Source organism: Bacteroidia bacterium (genome assembly GCA_033391075.1).
GTDB lineage: Bacteria > Bacteroidota > Bacteroidia > J057 > J057 > JAWPMV01.
Genome location: JAWPMV010000001.1, coordinates 3,374,790 through 3,398,289, shown reverse-complemented (window position 1 = coordinate 3,398,289; position 23,500 = coordinate 3,374,790). Strand labels below are relative to the sequence as shown.

General features: G+C 42.5%; 16 protein-coding genes. 7 read left to right on the top strand and 9 right to left on the bottom strand.

Annotated elements, in window-relative coordinates; translation table 11 throughout:
- Positions 1 to 146: 146 nt before the first annotated feature.
- The 7 genes from R8P61_13620 (at position 147) to R8P61_13590 (ending at position 9,813) form a co-directional block, all read left to right on the top strand.
- Positions 147 to 347, top strand: a complete 201-nt coding sequence (locus R8P61_13620) for a hypothetical protein (protein MDW3648101.1) — start codon at positions 147 to 149, stop codon at positions 345 to 347.
- A 154-nt stretch (positions 348 to 501) separates the two neighbouring features.
- Positions 502 to 1,989 carry a YiiX/YebB-like N1pC/P60 family cysteine hydrolase gene (locus tag R8P61_13615; protein ID MDW3648100.1) on the top strand — a complete coding sequence of 496 codons (1,488 nt, stop codon included), beginning with the start codon at positions 502 to 504 and terminating at the stop codon, positions 1,987 to 1,989.
- Between the two features lie 189 nt (positions 1,990 to 2,178).
- On the top strand, positions 2,179 to 4,941 hold the full coding sequence (locus R8P61_13610; protein ID MDW3648099.1) for a TonB-dependent receptor: 2,763 nt from the start codon (positions 2,179 to 2,181) through the stop codon (positions 4,939 to 4,941).
- A gap of 34 nt (positions 4,942 to 4,975) precedes the next feature.
- Positions 4,976 to 6,553 (top strand): T9SS type A sorting domain-containing protein, encoded by a 1,578-nt coding sequence (locus tag R8P61_13605; protein MDW3648098.1) that lies wholly within the window; start codon positions 4,976 to 4,978, stop codon positions 6,551 to 6,553.
- 68 nt (positions 6,554 to 6,621) lie between these two features.
- Entirely contained in the window at positions 6,622 to 7,923 is a 1,302-nt protein-coding gene (locus tag R8P61_13600; GenBank protein ID MDW3648097.1) for an MBL fold metallo-hydrolase, read from the top strand.
- A 51-nt stretch (positions 7,924 to 7,974) separates the two neighbouring features.
- On the top strand, positions 7,975 to 9,171 hold the full coding sequence (locus R8P61_13595) for a family 16 glycosylhydrolase (protein ID MDW3648096.1): 1,197 nt from the start codon (positions 7,975 to 7,977) through the stop codon (positions 9,169 to 9,171).
- A gap of 120 nt (positions 9,172 to 9,291) precedes the next feature.
- The gene (locus R8P61_13590) at positions 9,292 to 9,813 is read left to right on the top strand and encodes a hypothetical protein (protein MDW3648095.1); all 522 of its coding nucleotides are present in this window, start codon (positions 9,292 to 9,294) and stop codon (positions 9,811 to 9,813) included.
- On the opposite strand, the gene R8P61_13585 is transcribed toward R8P61_13590, so the two are convergent.
- From R8P61_13585 to R8P61_13545, 9 genes are all read right to left on the bottom strand, one after another.
- Positions 9,810 to 10,736 carry a M20/M25/M40 family metallo-hydrolase gene (locus R8P61_13585; GenBank protein MDW3648094.1) on the bottom strand — a complete coding sequence of 309 codons (927 nt, stop codon included), beginning with the start codon at positions 10,734 to 10,736 and terminating at the stop codon, positions 9,810 to 9,812. The genes R8P61_13590 and R8P61_13585 overlap by 4 nt on opposite strands.
- An 18-nt stretch (positions 10,737 to 10,754) precedes the next feature.
- Positions 10,755 to 13,493 (bottom strand): prolyl oligopeptidase family serine peptidase, encoded by a 2,739-nt coding sequence (locus R8P61_13580; GenBank protein ID MDW3648093.1) that lies wholly within the window; start codon positions 13,491 to 13,493, stop codon positions 10,755 to 10,757.
- Positions 13,494 to 13,530: 37 nt separating this feature from the next.
- Complete coding sequence (locus R8P61_13575) at positions 13,531 to 14,697, bottom strand: serine hydrolase (GenBank protein ID MDW3648092.1); 1,167 nt, start codon at positions 14,695 to 14,697, stop codon at positions 13,531 to 13,533.
- A 9-nt stretch (positions 14,698 to 14,706) separates the two neighbouring features.
- On the bottom strand, positions 14,707 to 17,964 hold the full coding sequence (locus R8P61_13570; GenBank protein ID MDW3648091.1) for an amidohydrolase family protein: 3,258 nt from the start codon (positions 17,962 to 17,964) through the stop codon (positions 14,707 to 14,709).
- A gap of 141 nt (positions 17,965 to 18,105) precedes the next feature.
- Positions 18,106 to 18,525: a VOC family protein gene (locus R8P61_13565; protein ID MDW3648090.1), complete on the bottom strand. Its 420-nt coding sequence runs from the start codon at positions 18,523 to 18,525 to the stop codon at positions 18,106 to 18,108.
- A gap of 199 nt (positions 18,526 to 18,724) precedes the next feature.
- Positions 18,725 to 19,144: a hypothetical protein gene (locus R8P61_13560; GenBank protein ID MDW3648089.1), complete on the bottom strand. Its 420-nt coding sequence runs from the start codon at positions 19,142 to 19,144 to the stop codon at positions 18,725 to 18,727.
- Between the two features lie 22 nt (positions 19,145 to 19,166).
- The gene (locus R8P61_13555) at positions 19,167 to 20,759 is read right to left on the bottom strand and encodes an amidohydrolase (GenBank protein MDW3648088.1); all 1,593 of its coding nucleotides are present in this window, start codon (positions 20,757 to 20,759) and stop codon (positions 19,167 to 19,169) included.
- A 70-nt stretch (positions 20,760 to 20,829) separates the two neighbouring features.
- On the bottom strand, positions 20,830 to 22,449 hold the full coding sequence (locus tag R8P61_13550; protein ID MDW3648087.1) for a hypothetical protein: 1,620 nt from the start codon (positions 22,447 to 22,449) through the stop codon (positions 20,830 to 20,832).
- Positions 22,450 to 22,455: 6 nt separating this feature from the next.
- A complete protein-coding gene (locus R8P61_13545) occupies positions 22,456 to 23,490 on the bottom strand; it encodes a DUF4249 family protein (protein MDW3648086.1) in 1,035 nt (344 codons plus the stop codon).
- Positions 23,491 to 23,500 lie beyond the last annotated feature (10 nt).

Here is a 23,500-nt window from a genome sequence, read left to right as displayed (position 1 = left end):
AAAACATTTCCTCCCTTTCCAACCTTTCCCAATTTCCCTTGTCTTTACTGGGATGCACAACCAAAGTAGAAGATTTCCGTTCTACTTTATCGTCAAAGCTATATACCAAGCTATGCTGTATTTATTTAACTCGATAGCTTTTGATCATGAAGAAATTAATTAAATACGCCAACCAACTTTTCTGCCTCAGTTTACTACTACTAGGTATGAGCCTTATTGCCAGTAAAACCATATTTGCCCCTATGGCAGGTATCGCTGTAATAGGAATGGCTTTCATCTATGCTGCCTGGTATTTCAATAAAAATTCGAGGAAAAAGGGCAGTCAGTCGGATGATTATTTCTTTTAGCAGCTGCTGAAAAGCTGATTTTTTGTCTAAAGAAATAAGGGATAAGGAATAAATTCTTTGTCCTATAGGAGGAGAATTTCTCTGGCAGATTTCATTTCTGCTCAGAGAATTATATTTTGGTAGATATAGCTCCTATTCCACATAAACCTGCCTCATGCCCTTCTATAAAAGAAAACGTTTTCTGATTCCTGCAGTACTTCTTTTGCTATTTGTGATCCTGATGATCCCGGATGCAGAAGAAAAGAAAATGAGTATCAGTGATGAAGTAGCTTTCGAATGGGATCAGGATGAAACCTGGGAGTATCTGGAAGAAAGTTTTGTGCTGGCCAGAAGTTTGGATGGAAATCTGTTGGATTCCATGATTTTGGGATTGGAGAAAGAAGCAGAAGCATTCTTGTTTCCCCTAGCCGATGCCAACCTGGGACCAGAAGATTCGACTTTTGTGGAATTGGAAGTGAAATTCTTTTCACTCGCACCGCTGATTGCAGCCCGTCAAAAACATAGACCCTGGTTACTCAATTATTATCGTTTTGCCCGTATGTGGCTCAAAAAACAATCCCATAGCTGGGACATGGAAAATCGAAGCAGCAGGAACACCCTCTACCGACTTTTTTATGGGATGAGAGCAGCTGTAGAAGAAGTTTTGCTACAATCGGAGGGATTGGAATTTGAAGCTGCCATGTTTGTGGAAGAAGAAAAATCAGCTACTCCTTCCACCAATATCTTTGGGATAGAAGTACATAGCGGGGACCTTCTGGTGTCCCGTGGAGGAGCAGAGGCTTCAGCTTTTATTTCAAGGGGGAATGACTATCCCGGCAATTTTTCCCATGTAGCTATGATCTATATTGATGAAGAAGAGCATCGACCCTATTTGGTAGAAGCTCATATTGAAAGAGGAGTAGATATAGCCACGGTTTCAGAATATCTCAAGGATACCAAACTTAGATTTATGGTCCTTCGCCCTCGTAGCGACCTCAATCAATTGATCGAGGATCCTATGCTTCCTCAGAAAGCTGCACGGGCTGCCTTTGATGCAAGCAAGGCTCGGCATATACCCTATGACTTCAAAATGAATTTTCATGACTCTACCGCTATGTTCTGTTCAGAGGTAGGCTCCTATGCTTATAAGAAGAAAGGTTTGCAATTGTGGCAGGCAGAGTCAACCATTTCATCTCCGGGAGTAGTCGAATGGCTCAATACTTTTGGAGTTGAAAATTTTGTAACTCAGATGCCTTCGGACCTTGAATATGACCCACAATTGACGGTCGTAGCAGAATGGAGAGATCCGGAAACCTTGTATAAAGACCATATCGATAATGCAGTCATGGATGCCATGTGGCTAAGTGCAGATCAAGGAAAACAGATAGACCACAATCCTTTTATGCTGCCAGTAGCAAGAGGCTTAAAAGGCTATTGTATGATGTTGAACCTATTTGGCACAGAAGGGCTTATCCCTGAGGGGATGAGTGCTACACAGGCCTTGAAAAACAATTCATTCGTTGAGAAATATCAGGCAATCCGCGAACTTACTCTCCAGAAAGCGGAAGCATTTCGCACAGAAAAAAACTACCTGCCGCCCTATTGGGAAATGATCATATTGGCAGAAGAAGCTCAAAAGGAATTGAATTTATACATAGACTAAGGCTCAACAATTTTATCATTCTGTTTGGGCGAATCTGATCTTTCATCCCAAATAGAGAAAATTCGTCCCATTTATTGGTTTTACTAAGACGCAAAGATTTACTTGTCAAACAAAGTTTGAGTTTTTTTCACGACCTTTTTTCCTATATTGTTTTCATCTATTCTACTACTAGCCTAATAGTCTCACTCAATGACTAGATTTCTACTATTACCCAAACAGCTGATTTTCGGCTTGTGTCTGCTCATCTTCATTCCATCCATTACCTTTTCACAAAGCCTCCGAGGAACTATTTCGGATAGTGATTCTGGTGATCCACTTGCAGGTGCATTAGTACGGGTAATAGGTACCAATCTTGGGGCTTATACCAATGCTGATGGAAGCTTTAGACTGGAGGTAAAACAAAACCCTCCTTTCGATATTCAACTGGCATATATCGGTTATGATACCCTGGTGTATACGGTAAAGTCTTTGAGTAAGCCTTTAGAATTAGTTTTGGAACAAGATGAAGTCCAAATGGCTTCTGTAGATATTTTTGCTGAAAGGCGTTCCAAGCTACAGGAAGACCTGGCTCTTACGGTGGAAAGCATTGGCATAGAAACCATGAAAAATTCAAGTGAGGCTTCTTTCTATGATGAACTGGCCAACTTACGGGAAGTAGATTTGTTGACAGTGAGTTTTGGCTTTAAAGTGGTCAATACCCGGGGTTTTAATAGCAGTGCTCCCATACGTTCTCTTCAACTTATAGATGGCTTCGACAATGCTTCTCCCGGACTTAACTATCCCGTAGGAAACTTTGTAGGAATTGGAGATTTGGATGTAGAAGGTGTAGATCTGGTTATTGGGGCCAGTAGTGCCTATTTTGGACCGGGTGCCTTCAATGGGGTAATCAATATGCGATCCAAAAACCCTTTTAAATACCAGGGCCTTGAATTGATGATAAAGGGCGGGGAAAGAAATTATCGGGAAGTATTATTTCGCTACGCAACGACCCTCGGTAAGAAAGGCAAGCGAAAGAAATGGGCCTTCAAAATCAATGGAGCCTATTCCCTCATTGAAGACTGGAATGCCGTAGATTATTCTCCTTCCAGGGGTGCAGAAGAAGACAGTGTTGGGCTCGATAATCCTGGGGGCATAGATGCCGTGAATATTTACGGAGACGAAACCAAAGGAGATTTTAGCTCCCTCTTCGAACAAATTCCTACCCGACATCCCGGTTTGGGCGTTTTTTATCGGACTGGCTATAGAGAAGAAGATATCGTAGACTACGGAAGTTATAACCTGAAGACCAGTGCTGCTCTTCATTTTAAGCCTAAACCCAATTGGGAAATTGCTCTCGCCAGTAATTTTGGGATGGGCTCTACGGTTATGCAACTGGATAACCGCCTTAAATTGAACGATGTATGGTTAATCCAGAATAAAATTGAAGTAACCTATAAAGATCGATTCTTTTTAAGGGCCTACCATTCTGAAGAATCGGCGGGTAGAACTTATGACATCATTGGTACTGCCCAAATTCTACAAAGCAGATGGAGAGGAAATAGTGCCTGGGTAGATGGGTATCGAAATTACTGGTTTAGAAATATTGTTCCCAAGGTGAAAGCTCTGGAAGGATTCCCGACCCTTGAACCCCCATTGTTTGAGTTTGATTTTGATCAGGCTAATGCTGTTTTAGCTGCGAATCAGGATTCTCTCTCTAAATGGCATGGAATGGCTCGTGCTAGTCAAGACGGAGCTATGCTCATGCCTGGGACGCCTGAATACCAGGAAGTTTTTGATGACATTACGGGTACGCCGGTTTCAGAAGGAGGAACCCGACTCGTAGACAGGTCAAAATTATTCCATGTGCATGGAGAATACCGATTCAAACCTGGTTTCCTGGATGAAGTAGTCATTGGGGGAAATTTTCGGGCATATCGACCCTATTCTGAGGGTACCATATTCAGTGATACTTCGGGGACTATTATTCGAAATTCAGAATATGGGATCTATGCAGGAGCAGAAAAATCCATTTTGAGTGATTTGGTGAAATTGAATTTTGCCGCCCGTCTGGATAAAAATGTGAATTATGGATTCTTATTTAGTCCAGCTGTATCCGCGAGTTATCAATTCTCCGAAAATCATTCTATTCGGATGTCTCTTTCCTATGCCTTGAGAAATCCAACCCTGATTGAACAGTTCTACTATTTCCGGGTGGGGGATGTATTCCTCCTGGGTAATTTAAATGGATATGATAATCTGGTAACCCTGGAATCCTTTGACGATTACAGAAGAAGTCAAACTCTGGATACGACCCTCTGGGAACGATTTGATGAAGATCCCATTGTGCCAGAGAAAAACATCTCCTCAGAAATTGCCTACTCCGGAATATTCTTCGGAGGAAGGACAGCTGTAAACGCGACTTATTATATTAGTAGATACCGGGACTTTATCGGATTTAAAATAGGCCTTCAGGTTCCTAATCAACCCATCGTACTTCTGCCTCGCATATTCAGATTTTCCGCCAATGCCAAAGAAATCACCTTAACGACTGGCTTATCGGTCAATATAAATCACCAGATAAATAATTGGCTGGGGATAAAAGGAAACTATTCCTGGAACCGAATCCTGGTCGATAAAGATGATCCCTTGATTCCCGCATATAATACCCCTGAAAATAAATTTAATATCGGTTTGAGTGGAAGAAATATGAAAATTGGAGGGATTAAAAACTGGAATTGGGGCCTTACTTTCAGATGGATAGAAGGATATACTTTTGAAAGTTCTCCTCAATTCTCCGGAAGGATACCTGCCCAGTATTTCCTGAGTGGACAGATCGGTAAAGACATCCCCAAAATTCGTAGCTCCTTTAAAATTGCGGGTTCAAATCTTCTGAATAGAAGACAAAATGGATTATATGGAGCCCCAGTAATCGGAAGATTTGTCTATGCTTCCTGGGGATTTCAGTTAAAATGACCTAGCTATAAATCAATAACCAAAACCTATTTTCATGAAATTAAAACTACTCCTTTTAAGCACTTTGCTGTTTGGGTTACTACTTCCGCTTTCTGCTCAGGAAAGATACCTGGACGAAATATTTTCGGATGTAATGGTTACCTCCAATGAACAGTATGGCTCTAACTTTAGCATACTTCCCATCATTTTGGGTATGGATTCTGTTCCTGTGAATGTTCCGCTTGTGCTGGATATTTATGAACCTGTGGGAGACACTGTATCAGAAAGACCTGTGGTAATTCTTACCCATGCAGGGGACTTTCTCCCTCCTGTCCTGAATACTATTCCTTTTGGAGATAAGCAGGATAGCTCTTTGGTAGCATTTTGTACAGAATTCGCCAAAAGAGGTTTCGTTGCTATCGCAATGAACCATCGTCAAGGCTGGAACCCTACTAGCCCTGTCGCACTTGAAAGAACCCAGGGAATCCTGGAAGCCAGCGTAAGAGCTACCCAGGATATGCATACGGCAGTCCGCTGGTTGCGCAAAACTTATTCAGAAGATGGCAACCCCTGGCGAATTGATTCTGCCCGTATTGCTGCTGGTGGAGAAGATGCTGCTGGCTTTGCTTCGACAAACCTGATTTTCCTTGGGGATCTGTCAGAAGCTGCTCTCCCTAAGTTTTTGGACTTCTCTGTTAGTCCTCCTAAACTCATTATTGATACCACACTTTGGGGTAATATTAAGGCAAATGTAGCCAGACCTTTGTGTAATGCAAACCATGTAGGCTACTCTTCAAGTGTGAGCATGGGATTCTCTCTACAAGGAGGATTGGGGGACTTTAGCTGGATCGACTCGATGGAAGCTCCTTATGTGGGAGTACAAAATATAGCCGACTACAACAGCAACGGTATTAGAGACGTAACTCCTGGAGCATCCGGAGATATCCTCTTTGCCGATGGTGCCTGGGCTGATACTATTGCCTTTAGATCAGCTGAGGTAGGCAATAATGATGTATTTGACCAACCCATGAACAATCCTATTGTTGATCTGGCATTGCAAAGAAGTGGGGGAGTACCTGGAATGTTGGTTCTCCAAACTCCTGCTCGTGATACCGGTCAGGTAATTTGTGATTCTACTGCGGGGGTAGCTCCAGATTCTTATGGAAACAATAATGATCCCTGGGCCTGGTACAACGAACAATGGTATGCAGCCGCATGGTCCATGTTCCAGATAACTCCTGCAGCTGTTGAAATTTGCCGTCAGAATCTTGGCAATCCCAATGATCCGGATTTGTCCAAACTCTATGTAGATACAGTTGCTACTTACCTGGCTTACCATATGGTTTTGGCCATGAATATCCCCAATACGACTATATCGAGTGTGCGGGATATACGATCAGAGGTTAACCTCAAAGTTTATCCAAATCCGGCCACGGAAACGATTCGTCTGGAAGCGGAAAAAATCATCCGTGGAGTGGACTTGATCGATATGCAGGGAAGAGTTATTCAAAGAATCTCCAACCTGAGAATGATGGATGTCGAGATCCGAAGAGAAAACTATCCTCCGGGAGTTTATGGACTACGGATACAGTTTGATGAAGGCATCGTAACAGATAAGGTGATCTGGAAATAAGATCAACCTATAAAAATTAACCATTAGGCAAGGAGTTTTTTTTACTTCTTGCCTATAATTTTTTTTACATGAAAAAGCTGAGCTTACTCTTTATTTTATGTTGCTGCTTTATCCCATTTCAAACTATTGCCCAGGAAGATTTTGAAAAGGGTGCACCTACTGATCCGCTTCAAATGTTTCGCCAGGGCCAGGATAAAGAAGCTGCAGAACAGATTATAGGCCCCATATACTGGGCAGAAGGATTTGGAAATACCTTTATGATCAGAGGGAAGGAGGCTAATTTGATCATTGATACCTCTATGCCTTTCAATGCTGAAAGACATAAGGAATTATTGAGAAAAATAAACGACAAACCGACCCGATACATCATCCTGACCCATGGGCATAAAGATCATAGAGGAGGAGTCAGTGTCTGGAAGGAAGAAGAAACGGAAGTCATTGCCCATGAAAATTTTGAAGAGTTTAGGCATTACCAGGAGCGTTTGGCTCCTTTTTTCAACAGAAGAGGAAATGCACAATTCAATACACGCAATCCTGACAGAGAAGCTCAGGGTAACTATGCTGCTGAAATAGAGGCAGATCTTTTTGTGGAGGATAGCCTGATCCTGAAATGGGAAGAATTGACCATCAAGATTTATCATGCTCCCGGGGAAACCTATGACCACCTGAATGTTTGGATTCCGGAATTGAAAGCTGCTTTTGTTGGAGACAATTTCTATCGCTCTTTTCCCAATATATATACACTGAGAGGAACCAAGCCCCGCTGGGCCCTTGACTATGTCCAGTCTTTGGATAGGGTATTAGGCTGGGAGCCTGATGTATTGATTCCCAGTCATGGTCCTGCCTTGAAAGGAAAAGAGAAAATTGAAAAGCTTGTAAAAAAATATAGAGATGTTATCCTCTATGTTCATGATGAGACGGTAAGAGGAATGAATGAAGGGAAAGCAGTAGAACAATTAATGCGAGAAATTAAACTTCCTCCTTCTCTGAGTTTTGGGGGAACTTATGGAAAAATTGCCTGGAGTATAAGGGGAATTTATGAGGGCTATTCAGGCTGGTTTGACGCGAATCCTTCCAGTATGTATAGCTCAGGGCCAGAAAGCGTTTACCCTGATTTAGTTGAAATGATGGGAGGGCTTAATAAGTTGAATGAAAAAATTGAGTACTATATCGGAGAGAAAAAATATGAGAAGGCTTTGCACTTGGCTGATATAGGTCTGACATATGATCCTGTCCATAGGAAAACCCTATTGCTGAAAAAAGAAGTGCTAAGTCTGCTCCTGCAAGGCAGCCAAAATGTCAATGAAAAAGGTTGGCTTTCTTTTGGTATTAGAGAAATCGATTCTATAATTTCGGGAAATAATAAATAGAAGACATATATTTTTCTATATATATTCGTATTTTGCTTAAAATTTCTTCCTATGAACTTCATCAAAACCTACCTCCTTTTGGCCCTGAGTATTCTCTTTATTTTTGGGTGTGAAGGGGAACCAGAACCCGGTCCTCAGGCTGATTTGCCAAAATTGAGTATTCAGGATAGTAGGAGCTTTGAGAAAGCTGGAAATTCGAATATGACCTTTGAAGTTCGGACTTCTAAAACATGGGAACAGGATATAAAAGTCAGTTATTCAGTAGAAGGGAAAACAGCTGAGCCGGGAAAGGATTTTACGCCTACCTCAGGGACTCTTACTATTCCAGCCGGTTCTTTGAGTGCTGATTTTTCCGTTGAGATCCTGGATGATACTGATAAAGAAGTGAACGAAAAGATTCTGGTAAATCTTAGCTCTCCTGAGCAGGCAGAAATCAGTAGAATGACAGGAGTAGGTCTGATTGAAGATAATGACCGCTCAGAATTTACAGCCGCAGATGGAGGCTATGAAACCTCAAATACACATTTTGGATATCAACTGGTATGGAATGAGGAGTTTGATGCTGCAGAACTCAATCCGGATCACTATAATTACGAATTGGAAGATGGTTGTCCCAACCTTTGTGGATGGGGAAACATGGAGTTGCAGTGGTACACAGATTTATCCAGGAATATTAAGCTGGAGAATGGGAAATTGATCATTACAGCTACCAAAACAGGTGCAGCGAGCTATAATTCTGCACGGATACAAACCAAAGGCAAGAAAGAATTCAAATTTGGACGTATAGATGTAAGAGCCAAACTTCCCAAAGGGCAGGGAATATGGCCTGCCATTTGGATGCTGGGATCCAATATAGATGAAGTGGGTTGGCCCGCTTGCGGAGAGATTGACATTATGGAGTTGGTAGGTCATCAAGCGAAAGCTTCTCATGGAACCGCTCATTGGGGAGCCCAGGGCGATAGGAATAGTACCTATTCTACCTCAGTATATACCATCGCCGAAGACTTCGCTGATAATTTCCATGTTTTCAGCATTGTATGGGAATCAGGAGAAATTGTCTGGTATGTAGACGAAACCCGCTTTCATAGTATTACTACCAACGATATGAGGGGCAAACCTTACCCCTTCAATCAGGAGATGTTCTTTATCATGAATGTTGCTGTGGGAGGACAATGGCCGGGCTCTCCAGATAGTACAACCGTATTTCCACAAACAATGGAAGTAGATTATTTGCGCGTATTTCAATAGGGAAAATTGCCAAATCATACGGGATTTCGGGATTTCTGACAAGTGGTAAGAAAAGCAGCTGTATCGCCATAGAAATTGGCCTGTTTTTTGACTACTTGTATAATCAGAAATCTACCCCCAATGAATCATACTGGAAGTATTCTTGTACTCCATAGCTCTGTAACAAATCAAGTCGAGGCAATTGCCAATGAAATGGCTCAAATCTTGAGCTCCCGCGGATTAAAAGTTGTGCTCAGTTCTAGTCCTGACGAATTTAGCCGAGAGGAGTTGGCAGAATTTGATCTGGTCTGTCTGGGAACAGAAAATGCTGATTCAAACTTTCGTAACGAAACGGAAATTTTTGCACATGAACGTGTGGCTTTATTCGCAACAAGCCGCAGATCCCTCTTTTATCTTAGGAAAAGAGCCGATAAACTGGGAGCGAGAATTGTGAACTTGGCCTTATTTCCCATAGGTAAATCTCCCTTTTATGCGATAGGAAGTTGGTTAAATTCGATCCTTCATGTGGAAGCAGGTCCTGAATTCCCGGGATTTGAGATGCATCCATTTGGTATAAATGAAGAAGAGTCCGAAAGAATCGGAGATTTTTCCAAAAGCATCCTGAGACAATTTGCTGTTGAACCAGAAGTAGTTCTGGCTTAACTCTTATCGAAATTCTCAATAGCTTTGATGATCACTTTTACAGCTTCAATGTAAAAGTCCGGATTGATATTTTCATAAATATCTGAAGGCCTGTGGTAATCCTCATGATCCTCAACCCCAAAATACATGAAGGGTATTCCTGCCAGGTGAAAAATCCTGTGGTCAGAGGAGTTTGTCCAGTCATCCTTCTTTTTGTCATTTGGGTTATCGTGTCCAAATGAAATTTGAATGGGGCTTTCTATGGAAGAAATGAATGGCTTAAGTTGGGGGTAGTGAAACATCCCACAGGCATACAATTCCTTGTCATTGTGAGCGATCATATCCATATTCACATTCAGGACAATATTTTCTTTTCCATTCGGGAAATTCTTCAGGAGATATTTCGCTCCGGGCGAACCAATTTCTTCCCCATCCACTGCTGCGAAGATCAAGGTGTGTGTAGGAGGATTTCTTTGAAAGTAATCTGCGATAGCCAGCAGAGCAGCAGTACCTGAAGCATCATCATCTGCTCCATTATAAATTTTCCCTTTTATGATTCCCAGATGGTCGATATGACCAGTAATTACGATGGTCTTCTCAGACTGACCCTTGATTTTGGCGACTACATTGGCACCAACTACCATACGACTACCTTTGGGCTTTTCTCCTTTGGCATGTGAGCCATGTAAAGGGCCTTTTGGGACCTTATGTTCAAATTCCTGGAAATATCCCTCAGAGAATGCTGGAGCAATCCCCAGAGCTTTGAATTGAGCGGCCATAAATTTGCGGGCCTTTACATTACCCTCTGAACCAAAACCTCTTCCTTCTAATGAGTCAGCAGCTAATACCCTGACCGCATTTAAGAGCACATCTGACTTGATCTCCTGTGCAAAACCGATTTGTAGGGAAATTATCAAAATTCCCGACAGCGCATATTTTTTCATAGAAAGCTCAATTTATCCTTATTCTTTCCAGTTTTTAAGTCTTCGATTCTGTTCTTCCAATGGAATACCGCTAAGTATCCAGTCTTCAGCTTCTTCTCCTTTTAAATAGTGTCCAAACCAGGCAAGTATCCTCCGTTGATAATCTCTTTGATTCTTCTCTTGTCTGAGCCCATGTCCTTCATTGGCATATGAGATCATGACACACTGCTTCCCATGTCTTCGGGCAGCATTATAGAATTCTATTCCCTGAGTCCAGCTGACATTCTGATCATTGTCTCCCACTTCAACCAACATGGGGGTATTTAGGTTTTCTATTTGCATGATGGGTGAATTTCTCAAATACCTGTCAGGATCCTGCCAGGGATTTACGCCCATGCGTTCCTGGGAAGTTTCAAAATGGTCGCTTTCCAGGTTTCCTCCGAAAGCACGGGTAACGGTTCCATACATACTGATTAGGTTCATCAAGCCCGCACCGGAAACTGCAGCAGCAAATATATCAGTTTGTGTAGGTACGAATCCTGCCTGATAGCCTCCCCATGAGTGTCCGACAAGGCCTACTTTTTCCGCATCGATCATACCGCTTTCCAGGGCTTTTTTTACAGCTATTTCTATGGTTTTAGCAGAGGAAATACCCGGCTCGCCTTCAGTAAAGATAATGTCAGGCATCAGGACAAAGTATCCATGATGGGTAAAGACCGTATGGTTATAATAATTGGTATTGGAAGGTGGCATATATTGATTGAGGCGCTGAGAAAGCCGTTCATAGATATAGGTAATCATCGGGTATTTTTTCCCTGCTTCATAGTTGGCTGGATAAAAAAGTACTCCCTGAAGTCGTTTCCCATCTGCATTTTTATACTCGATCAATTCTGATTTTCCCCAGGCAAAATCTTTTTGAAAGGCATTGATATCACTGACCTTCTTCTGTTTTTTATCTCCCTTTTCACTATAGTAGAAATTAGGACTTTGGCTAAAGGTTTCTTTACTAAAAACAAGGGCCTCACTTTTCTTGGCTTTGCGTAATCGATAGTGCTGAAAGGTACCCCAACTAATCTCCTGTTCTTTTTTTCCAGGCATTAAGCTGACGTAGCCGGATTCCTTGCTCCATTCCCCGCTTTTACTGGCATACATTCTTTGCGTTGGATCAATGTATTCAGCTTCAAAGTCTGTATTGATATGTCGATAAATGATCTTTTTGTCTTTCCCATTTGTGAGGGCCTTTCCTCCTGAACCATCAGCTTGAATTTGCCAGATATCGTATTTGGAGTGGACGAAAAAAGATTGACTGTTTTCTGCCCAACCTATGATCCAATATCGGTAAATAGGTTTCTGAGCTACAGGGTGATCATCATCCTGGTTCACAAATGAGGCTTCGAGCCCTTTGCTTACATTGGTGTGTGTCCCGGCTTTGAAATTATACACATGAAAATTGTCGTTCTTCAAATACACAACCTGATTGCCATCCGGGCTGACACCATAAACATGATTGCATTTTTCCAGAAATTTATGGGCTTTACCACTACGAATATCGACCGTGTAATAATCTTTATTGGGCCTGCCAAACATAGCCTCTAAATTATAGGGGTCGCTATCAGCTCCAATTAAGGTCTGGACATCTTCCTGATAAGAAATGTCATCGATTAACTCATTTTCCAACTGGACAAATTTATCCGTATCTATATGCCAAACGGAGAGATAGGTATGCATGGGACGTCGAGCGAGTTCCTGTGCGGGGATAATATCCACATCTTTACTATGCCAGATTTGAATGCCTGGAGCTGCGGATCCCATACTTTCAAGGCTATCTTTGTCTTGCTTTTGCTCCCAGGATTTTAGGTCAAAGAAAAGAGATTCTCCTCCTTTTGACCATCCCAATGTTTGGCTGAGCAGACGCATATCTTTGGGGAAATTTTTGAAATTTTCCTGAGAAAACTCCTGGGCTTGCTTTGCTAGCCCAGCCAGATCCTTCCAAACCAATATATGATGAGTGGAATCTTCATAAATACTATCTACACTAGATCGAAAAACAGCTAAATCTCGGGAGTCTTCTCTCCAGGTCAATCCTAAATAACTGCTATTAGCTTTATCCAGGGTTTTTAACCTGCTTTCTTCTGCATCAAATAACTGAACTGCATTTCCTCTTCTGGCTTCAGTCTCGAGAATAAGAGCCAAAAGGTTGCCCTGTTCTGACCAGGCATATTCAGCTACATTTCCCAAATTAGTTTCCTCCCAGCTTTCCAGATTCATGATGGCGATATCCGTTCCTAATGCATCACTTCCATTGGAATTGGGAAAGGATATGGCCAGGTACTGAGAACTGGACGAAATTTCATAGGAACTGACATTCTCTATGATCTGTAACTCATCAGATTCAAGATTATGAATAGCTAAATCCTTGCCGGGGATCTCGCCATTATTTCTCATTTGTTTGGTGGACTCGGCATCTGGATTTATGTAGTAGAAAAAATACTTTCCGTCTTCCGTGAAATAAGGATTTGAGCCATATCCCAGGCTATCTGGCTCATTTAGTTCAAGATTTACTAATATCAGCTCATATTCCTTATTATTTTTATTTACCTGATAAGCTAGATACTTTCCATTGTCGGATAAGGCATATCTTCCCAGTCTTTCCCATTTATCATAATCCTCGGGACCAGGAATTTTTCCTTCGGTTTGGGCTACAACTAATTGACTTGAAGTGATCAGTAGAATACTAAAGAAGAACCCAAAGAGGGTTGATGCTTTGGTTTTGCGCATAGCTTAGTGTTTTAGGCTGGTGAAGATAGGAAAAAGATTAAGGTTTACTAGCGGGTAGAATTTTTCTCATCAAAACATTCCAAGTGAATTTTTTAGGATTGCCGTGGATTTGCCATCCATTAAAAACTGCAAGCATATCATATTCTGGAGCGACAAGTATAAATTGCCCTCCATAGCCATTTCCTGCAAAGATTTTTGTCTCTCCTGCTTCGTGTTCTGGAACCCACCATTGATATCCATAGCCCGGTTCCCTGCCATCTCCGGGAGGGCTTAGATCTGGAATTATCGGAGAAACAGATTTCTCAACCCAGCTTTCCGAAATGATCTGTTTCCCTTCCCATTTTCCTTTGTGTAAAAAGAGATAACCGATTTTAGCCAGGTCATGGCTGCTTAGATAAAGACCTCCCTCGGTATCAATCTCTCCCAGAGGTGTTTTCTTCCAGTAATAGTTTTCGATTCCCAGTGGCTTGAACAGTTTTTCTTCTGCCCATTCATCCGCATACTTCCCAGTCATCAAATGAATCACCTTACCGATCAGAACACTGGCTCCGCTATTGTATTCAAATTCCTTACCTGCTTCCATATCCATTCCCTGATCAAAGACAAACTGAATCCAATCCTCACTGCCTTCCATGAGAATACAACTATTGTCTGCTTCATCATAGGAGGCCTCATCCCATTTAATGCCAGCCCGCATGGTCAATAAATCTTCCAATGTCATTTCCATCATGCGGGGATCATTCTTATCAAATCTATAGTCTTTGAAGAGCTCTGCAATTTTTACATCCACTCCCGCGAGATGTCCTTCATCTATGGCAATTCCCAGGGCAGCTGAAGTAATGCTCTTGGTTACGGATTGAAGGCTATGAAGCTCACTCCCTTTGTAGAAGGGATGCCAATCGGGATGATCATAATTGTACATATGATTGGTAGTATCATATTGGGCAGCTATGCTTTTGTAATCTTGTTCGTATGAATGGTCAGCGATGATTTTTCCATTTCGAATGAGAAGAAAGTGATCTATCAATCCATATTCTCCTGCCTGTATATCCGCATGAATTTCGTCCAGGACTGCCTGATCAACTCCTTCCTTCTCAGGAGTAGAAATGGGCCAGTAGCTTTCCTGGGTCTGAAGAGGTCCAAACTGCCAGCCAGAGAGAATTAGGACAAAGAGAATTGCTGGGAATATGCGTGTTTTTTTCATTTTGTAATCTTAATTGTTTACACCAGGAAGGTTCACAGGCTCCTCCCTTTTCCAGTAGAAGCTTCCTGCCTCTTTTTGATTGGGGAAAATTTCGTTCATACTATCAGCTTCATATAGGCGGCCATTTTTCATGACCATTTCGATTGATCGGGTATTCCGTATGTCGCTGAGGGGATTCTTTGAAAGAATGAGCAAATCAGCGAGTTTCCCAACTTCCAGGCTTCCCAATTCCTTTTCCAGTCCAATGCCTTCTGCCCCAAAAATCGTTGCCATCTTCAGCGCATCATGGGGACTTGCTCCCCCCGATTGCATAGCCCACAATTCCCAATGAAAGCCGAGTCCCTGCAATTGTCCATGGCTTCCGACACCCGCCTTTCCGCCTGCTTCGACCAGGTCTTTGACAAACTCTGCCAACTCTACAAATACATGCTCTTCGTCCATAAACCATCCTCCGGGTCCAGGACCACTTCCTTGTCCCCGTCTACGCGTTTTCGCATCCAATACATCATGGGGCGTAAAATGGGCCAGCTTCTCATCATTATGCGGGTTTTCGCGGGTATAAAAATAGTTTTCCGCCCAGGGGCCGCCATAAGCTACCAGAAGGGTAGGTGTATAGCAGGTTTGCATGTCGGTTACGAGCTTGATTACGTCTGAATAAATCGGAAATACGGGAAAGGAATGTTCATGTCCGGGATAGCCATCTATGACTTGCGTCAGATTTTGTTTGAAATTGAGAGAACCTTCTGTAGTAGGCATAAGTTGCTGCTCTTTAGCCGCCATAATGATCCATTGCCTTTGCTGTCGGTTTCCTGCGACATACATCTTGATGGTTTTCGTATCGTAATGCTTGCTATAGCGGCTGAGGATTTTGCGGGCATGATCCAGGCTTTTGATCTGTTCGTTCCAAAAAACTCCGGGGCCTGTTGAGTAAATTCTTGGACCTGTCAAATCTCCACTCCTAACCATATCCTCATAAGTCAAAACATCCGTAGATGAAGTTTGAGGATCACGTGTTGTAGTTACTCCATAGGCCAGATTGGTCAGGTATTGCCAGACTTTATCCTTGTGAACTCCCCAGGCAGGACGTAAGTGTGCATGTGTATCCACAAAACCGGGAACTATGGTTTTCCCTTTCATGTCCCATCTGCGTGTGCCCGAAGGAACCTTTATTGATCCACTTCTCCCTATGCCTTTGATTCGATTGTTTTGGATATAAATGTCGCCACTGGAGATGATCTCATTTCCTTTCATGGTGATAAGTCGGGCATTTCTCAACAAAACACTTCCCTGAGGGATGTCTCTTTTTGCGCTTACTTCGATGATGTTTTCTGTGGCCTCATAGGCACTATCTGCTTGGGCTGCTGCATCCAGATCATAAGTCGCAAACGCATTGCCTATAGCCCAATGTACCTGCTTCCCTCCAGCACCCCAGGAAAGAAATTGCCCGCCGATATCAGAGAGCTTTTTGCTGGGAAAACTGCTATTGTCTGGATTGGACACAGAGATACTCCTGACTTTTCCTCCAACATAGGGAACCTTAACCCAATAAATATCCCAGTACACCTCCGCTATCGCACTTTTGCCGTCAGGAGAGATCAAAATCTTTTTAGCAGAAACCGGAGAATTGGCACCTGGAGCCTTCTCGCCCGTAATTTTTATATGGTTTTTTTCGTCTGATCCATCCCAACGAATAGAGATAAGGCCCTCTGAAGAAGAGGAAAGATAAATGCGATCTCCACTTGAATCAAAATGAGGGAAATTTCTTCCCTTGGCTGGAGCAATAAGTTGGGCTGCTCCTCCATTGGCCGGAAACCAGACGATCTCATTTTTTCTCGAGAAGGCCCGTTGACGAGGAGAATTCCGGAAAGCACTCGCAGGAGCTTTGATGGCCACAATTCGATCTTCTTTGGGAGACCATACTGGAGTCTGATAATAGGCTGCTTCATTGCTGATCTTTTGAGGCTGTCCATTTCCATTGCTGCGGACCTTATAGATATTGCCAGCTTCGCCTTCCCAACTGACATAGGCTATCCAATTTCCATCCGCTGACCAGGCAGGCATGGATTCTACATGTGCATCAGAGGTTAAACTTTGTGGACTGCCAGCAGGCAGGTCCATGACATATAGTTTGTTGAGAGCAGTAAATGCCAGGCGTTTTCCATTTGGCGAAACGACGACATCTCTGATTTGCTTTACCGTAAATTCTTCGGAGTCTTCTATCGGATAATCAAAATCCAGTCTTGGACCAACAGCTAATTCTGTTTCCACTTCAAAAGGAATTTCGCTGGCAGCTCCTCCCGTTATGGGGATTTTCCAAATTTTTCCTCCATAGGATGCCAGGAGGTTCTTGCTGTCAGGGCTAAAAGACATGCCAGGTAAAGCATCTCTTGTGCCTCTCGATTCCTGATCATCATGTTGGACGGGATAGGCCAACCATTTCTCTTCTCCGGTTTCCAGGTTTTGCAGCATTAGGCCTGTATGTTCATCATGGCGTGTTCCGTACACCAGCCATTTTCCATCGGGAGATAGGGTAGGGCGAAAGGCCGATCCATATCGGGTGGTAAGGGTGTTTTTTTCTCCCGTTTCCCGATCATATTGTGCGATTTGGTATTGGGGAAAAATTGCATTGTACTGCCAATCTCTTCTTCTTTCTGCAAACCAGATGTACCTTTCTTCCTGATTGAAAGCAGCACCTGTGGTCTTGAGATCATCCGGTTTTTCTATCAGTTTGGTTCCTCCTCCGCCATCTTTGTGATACATCCACAGGGTAAGCGAACCGCTGCGCATACCTGCTTTTGAAGCAATAATATATTCTCCATCCGGCGTCCATTCCGGAGATTGATATCGATTGGCATTTCCTTTGGTCAATTGCGTTTCCTCTTTACTACCCAAATCCATGGTCCAGATATTTTCCCCGCCACTTCTATCAGAGGTATAGACTATAAATTTACCATCGGGGCTAAATCTGGCTTGACCCTCAAATGCCAGATCAGAGGTCAGGGCTTCTGCTTTACCTCCTGAAATAGACATACGGTATAAATCACCCAGGAAGTCGAAAACAATTTGTGAACCATCTGGGCTGACATCAAGCGAAAGCCAGGTGGCTTCTGTACTCCTAAAGGGAATGCTTCTGGCTGCTTCGAGTGGCAAGCCTTTTTTATTATCGTTTTTGCTTGAATCTGCCTGTCCACGGCTAATTTCTACATTTAAAATGCTCAAGAGAAGGAATATTATACCCATTCTCAGCAGTAGTTTTAGATCCATCATGTTGTCGTATTTGCTGGTGTTTCCTTTTAAGAAAGGTAAAGAATTCCCGGAGGAATGGCTAAGATTCCTCTATTCAATCGACCAAATGGAAAAAATTACATACGAAGTTTTAACTCTTGTTGGATGAAGGTCATTGGCCTGCTATTTTATATTCCCTTCAGCATCAATTTCTACAAATGGATTGTAGGCAATCTCCCAAAGATTATCGTCCGGATCAGCAATGTATCCACTGTAGCCTCCCCAAAAGACCTTTTCGGGTTTTTTAATGATGCTAACCCCCTTTTCTTCAAAGTAGCCAAAAAGCTCATTTACTTCTTCTTCACTGCGGGTGTTAAATGCAAGCGTAAAGGCTTTGAAACCATTTCCCTCTGGGGACATTTCTGCATCCTCAGCAAGTTTGTCTCGCTTATAGCAGGCGAGATAGATGCCATTCAGGTGCATAAAAAGGATATCCTCATTGCTTTGCTGACTTTTCTCCCAGCCGAATATATTCAGGTAGAAGTCTTCAGATTTGTTGAGGTCAGATACTCCCAGGGTTATGATGGATAATCTTGATTCCAATGTGTTTGTTTTTTAGCGAGATATAAGGTTGAAGGATAAAGGAAGATACAAAACTTTAATACTCCTGTTATTGCAAGTCTGAATGTCAGGCGAAGCAATCTCATTACATCCGCAATACTATTTTGCATGAAGGAGATTGCCTCGCTACCCTCGCAATGACAGCTGTACGGGATGTCAGATTGCGTTTAGCATATCCAACTTAGGTCTTCACAGCTCCCATTGCCAATTTAGCTCCCAGGTATCCCATCGGAAAATACGCTCCTACCAAATCTACGATATTAAACCACATAGGCGATGGAAGCTGAACGACCATCATAATACCGCCAATGAGGAAAAAAGCACCAACAATGAGTCCCAGACTCATGTGCTTGCTAATCGCAAGTTTAGCAGCTGTAAAGGCACCAACAAGTGTACCTAATGCATGTGCTAAAAAGGGGAAAATAAAATGCCGGAATTCCATTTGAGGCATGAATTCCTTGAGGCTTTCCATATCACTGGGATCCATTCCTTCAGGAGGAGGAATGATGGAGGGACCCAGGCTAATGAGGCCCATGTTTACCAGGCCTCCGATGATAAGACCGGCTATTACTGCCAGTATGTTTCTAAGTAAGGGGTTCATAAGCTTTTCTTTGGTGCTAAACTTATTTTTTAGCTCTTTCGTTTTTCTGTTTTTCAACCATTTCAGCTACATCTTCCAGTAGCTCTTTAGCGTTAAATATGATCCCGTCTTTGATGGTATATTCTACGCCTCCTACACGTTCTACTTTTTGAGTTTCATCATTGAGCTTTACCGCTCCGGTTCCATATAGTACTTTCAGATTTTCCAGGGGATTTTCTCCTACGATCAGCATATCTGCTTTCAAACCCGGGCGTACAACTCCGTATTCAATTTCCTTTTGAAGGGGAAAAAAGATTTCTTCTGCTCCATGCATGGTGGCAGACCTGATTACCTCCAGGGGATGAAAACCAGCCTCCTGCAGCAGTTCTAATTCGAGGATTGTACCAAAACCATAAAGTTGATAGATGAATCCGGAATCTGAACCTACGGTAACTTTCCCTCCTTTATTTTTATAATCATTGAGAAAACTCATCCAGATTTGGTAAAATTTCTTCCAGGCTACCTCATCTGCAGTAGTCCAGTAAAACCAATAAGCACCATGACTTTTTCTGCTTGGGTCATAAAAATCCTGCAAACTGGGCAAGGTGTATGTTTGATGCCAATCCGCATTTCTGGCTCGCATGACATCTCTGCCTGCTGAGTAAATGGTCATGGTTGGATTGAGGAAAAATTTGAGCTCAAGAAATTCTTCAAGCAAGGCATTCCACTCTTCACTTCCTCTTTCATGAATGAGTTTCCATTGTCTGGCAACCTGCCCAAAGCGATCTTGCTCATCCATATAATTCATATCTACCGGCCAGGGTTGTACATCATGGTCCTTGTATAGAGATTCAAAGAGACCATAATAATGCGTCATGCCGGTCATACCCAGACGAGCTGCGTCAATAGCATTCATTTGCGCAACCCCCATTTGTCCCAAGTGAGCGGTAGATCCCATGCCCAGTTTATTGGCTTCATCTATGAGGGCTTCCATTATGGGGGGGCGATGAGCTCCTAATTTCAGACCATCTGCTCCCATTTTATGGGCATAACGAACCCATTCACGGGCATCTTCTGGAGTGAGGATTTTTTTGCCTCCCCAGCCTTTTCCTGTTCCCATACGATGGAAGGAGACCATTCTGGGAGCTGTAATTTCATTTTTTGCGCTTCTTTCCTTTTCCTTGAGGGACCATTCCATATTTCCGGCTGGAACTCCTCTAACTGTAGTTATCCCATGAGCAAGCCAAAGTTTATAAACGTATTCTGCCTCAGGTGCTTTAGGAACTCCGCCTGTATGGATATGGAGGTCAATAATACCAGGCATAACATATTTTCCTCTGGCATCTATCTCCTTGGTTGCGCCTTTAGGTCTGCGGTTTTCATTTATTTCGAGGAAAGGGGCTCCAACCACCCGAACATCAGTAATCATATTATTTTCGACCACGATGTCAACAGGGCCTATAGGGGGAGAACCAGTTCCATCTATGAGGGTGGCACCACGGATGATAAGTTTCTCAAAAGGACCTTCTCCTTCTGTGCGATCAGGAGCGGGTTTTACCTGCGCATAGAGAAAACTGGAAATAAACAGGAAGCATACTCCCAAAAGAGAGGCTGAGCGTAGCAGTCTTAATTTCATAGCATTTGTGTGATTTGCTAATGAAGATAGCTGCTAACAAGGGAAATGTCAACAAGGGACTATCTGTCCCTTAAGGCTTTTTAGCTTTGACCTTGAGCACTCGGCTGGATTGAAATCCTTCTTTGGCTGTATATTTATTTACGAGTATGACATAGTCTCCCTGGTCGTCTCCCAATTTGAAATTGCAGACCAAATCTCCATTTTCATTTTGTTCCGGACGCACATCCCATAATAGACGAGAAGCCAAGTTGGGGCCGGAAGAATACCTGTGAGACTCAATCTTGCTATCATTTTCCTGGAAACCCTGTAGTAGGCTTTGTGTACCTGAAGTGGGTTTTGTTTTAGGATTTTTGGTATAAATAGCGATTACTCCATTTCTCCCCAAAGTCCTGAATTGTTTGAGAATGGTTCTTTCTTTCCGGTAGATATCAATCCGCTCAATATCATCCAAATTCAATTCAAACAACTCTTGGGGATCGGTGAACATATACCCATTTATGAACATGGCTGGCGGAAATTCGGCCAGAGTATTTCTTTCCATCATAACCCGAAAACTTTCCCCTTTATCATCTTTTTCGACTCTCATGAAAGTCGCCACTTCATTGATGAAATCACGGGTATCATTAAAGCGGATGTAATCTTCGGGTGCGTAACTTTTATCGGCTTTGGTAAAAGCCAAATCTTCTGGCCGCAAATCTTTTTCTACTTCCTGAGCTTGTGTTTGATTAAAAATATCGGAGATAATTCTTCTTTTCCTGGCGTTCTCCAGGTAGTTGACAATTTGAGGAGGGTAGGGCAATGCAGGAAAATTATAAGCGATCTTTTCAAAAGAAGCTGAAGGGGAAATCATTTCTACTCCAGGATAATCGACTCCACCAAAAGCCTCAATAGATAAGATTTGGGCATTCATATTCCCCTTGAAATCCTCCATTGAGAGACCAAAAACCTGCCCTTCACCCATAGATAACCAGGTAAAGTCCAGTTTTTCCGCAATATAAATAGCTGCTAATCCATTGGGATTGAAGTCCCCTGCTTTACCGACAAAACCTACATATAAAAGGGAGTTTTGAGCTTCTCCTCCTTCGGTCTTTTTTTGTGAAAGTTTTGGATTTACATGGGGCCGGAGCACTGAAAGCCCTCCCATGATATCGAAACTCTGCTGATCTACTACCAATACTTCCCATCTCGTACCTGGCTCATTATCAGTGTTTTCTGCCCGTATGTTAACTTCATCTCCCTGGCTGTATATTTCTTCTGCATCTCTTATTTGGAAATCGTAGCCCAGTTTTGTGAGGTCGGGACTTAAGGCTTCCATATTCGAAGAGCTTTCGTCAAATTCACTGTAAATCGGTACTACATGGATTCCCATATCTTTGATTTCCATATTTGGGACCCACAGATTGAAGGCTCGCAAGAGGTACCAATCGCTTTTCCATTCGAGGGGTATATCTATAATTGCGGAAGCCAATCTCCCATCTGAACGCGTTGTTATTCGTTGGATTACGGTAGAATTTTTATCCAGGAGTTCGAGATAAACAATCTCATTTTCTCCTCCGGAATTATTCTGGATGGTTACCCCCATCTTTTCTCCACTGCTGTAAAAACCCTTGTCAGTAAGAACCGTCAAGCGTTGCTGCGCACTAAGATTGCTTAAGAGAAAGCTGAATAAAATGATCAGTGTAATTCGCATAATTTTTTAGAAACAATCAGGTTCCTGATAGGAAGAATTTTGAATAAGTAGACAATTGTAGCAAGGAGAACCTTGAGCAGGTGGCGGGAATCCTTCACAGGGGCCTCTACTAAAACCTACATCTGATCCTGTAATCACATATTTGGCGGAATCTGCGACCGTAACTGAGAAAAGGCCAATGATATCGTTTTTGGTATTAACTGTATTGAGGATATTTCCATTGATTTTGGCGGGAGGAGTCTCGAAGATATCTCCCGTACGGTCAAATTCATCTTCTATAGCTGTCCAGAAATTGTATTCATTTTCGGTAATAGATATTTGAACAAGGGTAAAGCAGTAACGTTTTGCCAGCCTGCTATCTACTCTTTTGAGTAGAAATTCCTGTTGATTGAGTGCGCCATTATTCAGACTGGAACCATTAATAATGGTGAGCTGATTGTTATCAATTCTTTCTGGAACATAGCAAATCTTATCGTTGATACTTACCCGTTCATTGAACTGGTAAACTCCTGAGGCCCGGTAACGCAAAAAGATTCCTTCTCCATTATTGGGTAAGTCAGTGGTAGATCGAATTGCAACTACCTCCTGCGTTTCAATATTGCCCTGTGAATTGTTGAAACTTTCAAGGCGTTGTACATGATCTATAAAATCAAAGGGGACCCTTTCAGGCATTACTTCAATTTTAGATTCATAGCTTTCTCCATTGACTTCTATAAATAATTGGTAGGATTTACCTGCTTCTCCAATCGCATCATCTGTTTTATATATTCCGGTTTCTGTTTCAATCAGAGTCAATTCTGTACCTCCTATTTCCTCTAATCGAACCCTTGCTCCTCCTACGGGAAGTTCCACCCCATCCGGACCGGCAGAGAAAGCTGCGGCTTGTCTGATTTGCACAGTTGCGGAACGGGAACTCAATTCCAGATTTGCATCAACAATGATGATACCGTCCGCTTTGTTCTCCGTTTCCAATTCAATAATATCAATACAGGCTCCCATAATGAGTAAGCCTATGCCTGAAATTATTGCTAATATTCTCATATATATTGAC